Below are 5,252 nucleotides of genomic sequence, written 5' to 3'. Positions count from 1 at the left end.
AGGACCTGGAGAGGGACGCGGACATCGACGGGCTCATGGAACGGCTGCGGGGAATCCGCGACCGCCTGGCGCCACGCCTCCCCGGCATGCCCGACGACGCGACGCTCCGGAACCACCTGGAGACGCTCGACCCCTCGACCCTGCGGACCCTGTGGGAGAGCGGCGCCTGGGACACCCTGATGGTCGGCGGCGAAGAGGTGGACATCGACATCTTCTACCGGCCGGCCGTGCCGGCCACGGCCGCCCCCACCAGGACCCCCGCCCCCAGCTGATCGCACGCGTCCCCGGCAGCGCTCGTCCCCCGGCAGCGCTCGTCCGTTCCGACCCGGGTGCCGGAAGAAACGGGCCGCGCGTTCGACGACAGGGCCGCGGCCCGCATCCGGGCACACCCGCCGGGGCGAAGAACCGGCGTAGGACGTGTACGCCAAGGCCTTCGGCGAAACGGATCAGCGTATGAACACTCCAAGCCCGCCCGGAGGCACCCGCTGCCTGGTCACCGGCGCGACCGGCTACATCGGGGGCCGCCTGGTGCCGGAGCTCCTCGACGCCGGTCACCGCGTACGCTGCCTCGCCCGGCGTCCGGACAAGCTCCGTGACTTTCCCTGGGTCGACCGGGTGGAGGCGGTGCGCGGTGACGTCACCGACGCCGCGAGCCTCCGCGGGGCGCTCGACGGCGTCGACGTCGCCTACTACCTCGTCCACTCCATGAGCTCGACGGCGGAATTCGAGGACAGGGACCGCTTGGCCGCCCGCGTCTTCGCCGCGGAGGCCCGGTCCGCCGGAGTGGGGCGGATCGTCTATCTGGGCGGCCTCACCCCGCGCGAAGTGCCGGAGGACGAGCTCTCGCCGCACCTGCGCTCCCGCGCCGAGGTGGGCCGCATCCTCCTCGACTCGGGCGTCCCCACCACCGTGCTGCGCGCCGCCGTCGTCATCGGTTCCGGATCGGCCTCCTTCGAGATGCTGCGGTACCTGACGGAACGGCTGCCCGTCATGGTCACACCCAGCTGGGTCGGCAGCCGGGTCCAGCCCATCGCCGTACGCGACGTCCTGCGGTACCTGGTGGGGAGCGCCGGCATGCCCGCCGACGTCAACCGGACCTTCGACATCGGCGGACCCGACGTGCTCAGCTACCGGGAGATGATGATGCGGTACGCCGAGATCGCCGGTCTCCCCAGACGCCTCATCGTCCCCGTGCCCGTCCTCACCCCGCGACTGTCGAGCCAGTGGATCGGTCTCGTCACACCGGTGCCGGCCTCCCTGGCCAAGCCCCTCACCGAGTCGCTCCGGCACGAGGTGGTGTGCGCCGAGCGCGACATCGCCCGGTACGTTCCCGACGGCCCCGGGCAGCCCGTCCCGTTCGAGGAGTCCCTCCGTCTCGCCCTCCGTCGGGTGCAGGACGCGCAGGTCACGACCCGCTGGTCCTCCGCCTCGCCGCCGGGCGCGCCGAGCGACCCGCTGCCGACCGACCCGGACTGGGCGGGGGGCAGCCTCTACACCGACGAACGGTCACGCGCCGTCGACGCCGGCCCGAACGCGCTGTGGCAGGTCATCGAGGGCGTGGGGGGCGAGAACGGCTGGTACTCCTTCCCGCTGGCCTGGGCCGTCCGGGGCTGGGCCGACCGGATCGTCGGCGGAGTGGGGCTCCGGCGGGGCCGCCGGGACGCGACGCGTCTCCGGGTCGGCGACGCCCTGGACTTCTGGCGCGTGGAGGAGATCGACCGCGGACGCCTCCTCCGTCTCCGAGCCGAGATGCGCCTGCCCGGCCTCGCGTGGCTGGAGATGATCGTCGAACGGGACGAGGCGGGCCGTACGTCCTACCGGCAGCGGGCGCTCTTCCATCCGAAGGGCCTCGCGGGCCAGGCGTACTGGTGGGGTGTCTCCCCGTTCCACGCCGTGGTCTTCGGCGGCATGGCCCGGAACATCGCCCGGACCGCCGAGACGAGGAGCAGGCGGCGGGACGGGGCGTGAACGGGCAGTGATCACCTTCGCGCGCGTCCGGGTGACTCGAAAGGCCCGCTCCGCACGCACCGACACGAGGAGGCCGCGGCGATGAACCGTTCATGGGACCTGCGGGGACGTACCGCAGTCGTCACGGGCGCCGCCCGAGGTCTGGGAGCGGGCCTTGCCCGTCGACTCTCCGACCGAGGGATGGACGTGGCCCTGCTCGGCCGGGAGGCCGCCACCCTGGAGGCGGTCGCCACGACCCTCCGGACGCGGAGCCACGTCGTCGAGGTGGACGTCACCGACGACGCCGCTCTGCGCCGGGCCGCGGACGAGGTGACCCGGTGCCTCGGCGCCCCGTCGGTCGTCATCGCCAACGCCGGTGTGGCCGAAGGCGGCCCCTTCGAGACCTCCGATCCGGACACCTGGCGCCGGGTCATCGAGGTCAACCTCGTCGGAAGCGCCGCCACCGCGCGTTCCTTCCTGCCGGGACTGCGGGCCACGCGGGGCTACTTCCTGCAGATCGCCTCGACCGCCGCCTTCGGCGCGGCCCCCATGATGAGCGCCTACTGCGCCTCCAAAGCCGGGGCCGAGGCCTTCGCGCGCTCCCTCCGCGCCGAAGTGGCCCACGTGGGCGTCGCCGTGGGCGTGGCCTACCTGCACTGGACGGACACCGACATGATCCGCGACGTCGACCGCCACACGGTCCTCCGGGAACTGCGCGGACACATGCCCGCACCCGCGCGCCGGATCTACCCGGTGGACCGTGTCGCGGCCTGGATCGGCCGAGGGGTCGACCGCCGCTCCTCTTCCGTCTACGCACCCCCGTGGCTCCGGCTCGCCCAGGCCGGGCGCCCGCTCTTCCCCCTCGCCGTCGACCTCCTGTCGCGTCGTGAACTGCCGCGCCTCATGGGCGAGTCCGCGTTCGAGCAGACCGGCCTGCTCGGCCACGGCGGTCGTGTCGAAGAGGCTTCGCTCTTCCGTTCCGCCACCGGACCGGCGGCTGATGACGACCACTGATCGCGGGTTCCCGCGGGCTTCCGCATAGGCTTGCCCCGTGGGCGACGGGCAGGCGAGGAAGAGCGTGACGGAGAACGGGACCAGGGCCGATCTGCAGGCCTTCGCGGTCGCCTTGCGCCGGACGGTCGGTGAGGTGAACCGTCTGGTGCACGGCTTCGCCTCCGCGGAGAGCCTGCATTCCACCGATGTCCACGCGCTCTCGTTCGTGCTCGACCACCCCGACACGGCCACTCCGGGACTGCTGAGGGAGCATCTCGGCCTGACCTCGGGCGCGGTGACCGCCTGCCTGGACCGTCTGGAGAAGGCCGGCCACATCCGGCGCAGCAGGGCGGACGACGACCGGCGGGTGGTCCGCATCCACTACGTCCCGGGAGCCCGGGCCGTGGCGCGGGCCCACTTCATGCCGCTCGCGCAGGCGGCGGACCGTGCGCGCGACCGGTTCACCGAGGACGAGCTCGCGGTCGTACTGAGATACCTGGACGCGCTGAACGAGGAACTCGGCGAGCTGCGCGCTCCCCGCCGCTGACGGGCAGCCGGCACCGCGGATGCGGTGCCGGTGCATCCATGCCGTGCGGGTGCGCGGAAGGGATGACCGAGGCGTGAGGCACGGGCGCCGTCACGCCACCCGGTTGCGGGATTCGCGACGGACCGTGTTTCATTTTGCTTCAATCATTGAGATTATTGATTGTCGAGATACTTGGAGGTCTTGCCGTGTCCACACCCTTGCGGTGGGCCAGCAGACTGCTGCCGCTGCTGGTGCTCGTCGTCTGGCTCGCCGTCGGAGGAGGGCTCGGTCCCTACGCGGGCAAGCTCGGAGAAGTGGCGACCAACGACCAGGCCGCCTTCCTGCCCCGCAGTGCCGAGTCGACCCAGGTCCTCAAGGCGCAGGAGGCGTTCCGTCAGGAGGAGACCCTGCCGGTCCTGGTCGTCTGGACCGCCGGGAGCGGCGGAGGAGCCCTCGCTCCTTCCGCAACGGCGGACGCCACCCGGGCGCTGGCCTCCCTGAAGGGCGCCGAAGGGGTGGTCGGCGCGCCGTCGCCGGCCTTCCCCTCCGAGGACGGAGAGGCCCTGCGGGGCATCGTCCAGCTCCGTCCCGACCTCGGCGACCGGCTGCCCGCCACGCTGGACCGGGTCGAGGCGGCGGTCTCCGCCGTACCGGGGACCGAGGTGTGGCTGGGTGGCCCGGCCGCCTCCCAGGCGGACCTCCGGGACGCCTTCGCGGGCATCGACGGTCTCCTTCTCGTCGTCGCGCTGGTGACGGTCCTGGTGATCCTGCTCCTGGTCCACCGGAGCGTCCTGCTCCCGCTGGTGATCATCATCGGCGCCGTCTTCGCCCTCGGTCTGGCCTGCGCCCTCGTCTACGTCCTGGCCGACCACGACGTCGTACGGGTCGACGGCCAGGTACAGGGCATCCTGTCCATCCTGGTCATCGGCGCCGCCACCGACTACGCCCTGCTGCTGGCCGCCCGCTACCGGGAGGAGCTCGGCGCCCGCGACGGCGCCCGCGTCCCCGCGATGCGCGGCGCCCTCAAGCAGTCGTTCGGCCCGATCCTGGCCAGCGCCGCCACCGTCGCGCTCGGTCTGCTCGCCCTGCTGTTCAGCGACCTCACCAACAACCGGGCGCTCGGCCCCGTCGGCGCCATCGGCATCGGCTGCGCCGTCCTCAGCGCGGTGACGTTCCTCCCCGCCGCCCTGGTCCTGCTCGGACGGGCCGCCTACTGGCCGGCCCGCCCCCGGGCGACCGTCGGGGACGACGCGCATCCCGTCTGGCGCAAGGTCGCGGCGCTGGTCGACCGCACGCCCCGCAAGGTCTGGGCCGGCTCCCTCGCGGCGTTGCTCGCCTGCGCCGCCTTCTCCTTCACCCTCGACTCCAAGGGCGTCCCGCTCGACGAGATCTTCGTCAAGGACGCTCCCTCCGTCGCCGCCCAGCAGCGCCTGGGCGAGCACTTCCCCGGCGGCGCGGGCAACCCCGCCGTCGTCATCGCCGACGCCGACGCCGCGGAGAAGGTGCGGACGGCCGCGGCGGCCGTCGAGGGCGTCGACTCCGCGACCCTCTTCACCGTTCCCGGCTCCGGTCGGCCGCTCGTCGCCGACGGNNCCCTCGCGGACGCCGCGGACTCCGATGCCGCCGAGCGCGCCGTCGTCGCCCTGCGCGGCGCCCTGCACGCGGCGCCCGGCGCTGACGCCCTCGTCGGCGGCTTCACCGCCCAGCGGTACGACACCCAGGTCACCGCCGCACAGGACAGGAGGCTCATCGTCCCGGTCGTGCTGGCGATCATCCTGGTCATCCT

4 protein-coding genes and 1 pseudogene are annotated in these 5,252 nt (G+C 73.1%); all 5 read left to right on the top strand.

Annotation, left to right across the window (positions count from 1 at the left end):
* Positions 1-272, top strand: a pseudogene (locus tag CCN56_RS08690) (FHA domain-containing protein); the annotation flags it as partial.
* Positions 273-453: 181 nt separating this feature from the next.
* Positions 454-1,968 carry an SDR family oxidoreductase gene (locus tag CCN56_RS08685; RefSeq protein ID WP_086825192.1) on the top strand — a complete coding sequence of 505 codons (1,515 nt, stop codon included), beginning with the start codon at positions 454-456 and terminating at the stop codon, positions 1,966-1,968.
* A gap of 81 nt (positions 1,969-2,049) precedes the next feature.
* Positions 2,050-2,961, top strand: a complete 912-nt coding sequence (locus CCN56_RS08680; RefSeq protein WP_086825190.1) for an SDR family oxidoreductase — start codon at positions 2,050-2,052, stop codon at positions 2,959-2,961.
* Positions 2,962-3,025: 64 nt separating this feature from the next.
* Entirely contained in the window at positions 3,026-3,487 is a 462-nt protein-coding gene (locus tag CCN56_RS08675; protein ID WP_256961871.1) for a MarR family winged helix-turn-helix transcriptional regulator, read from the top strand.
* Between the two features lie 185 nt (positions 3,488-3,672).
* Positions 3,673-5,252 (top strand): MMPL family transporter (locus tag CCN56_RS08670; RefSeq protein WP_086825193.1); only part of this gene is annotated, 1,580 nt, incomplete at its 3' end.

This window comes from Streptomyces sp. NRRL B-24572 (genome assembly GCF_002156145.1).
Lineage (GTDB): Bacteria > Actinomycetota > Actinomycetes > Streptomycetales > Streptomycetaceae > Streptomyces > Streptomyces vietnamensis.
Note: the sequence above shows the minus strand (reverse complement) of the source record. Positions and strands in the feature narration are given on the sequence as shown.

What these genes read in the sequence shown, in the direction of transcription:
- CCN56_RS08680 (WP_086825190.1), top strand. Translation starts at nt 2,050, where the DNA reads ATGAACCGTTCATGGGACCTGCGGGGACGTACCGCAGTCGTCACGGGC.
- CCN56_RS08685 (WP_086825192.1), top strand. Translation starts at nt 454, where the DNA reads ATGAACACTCCAAGCCCGCCCGGAGGCACCCGCTGCCTGGTCACCGGC.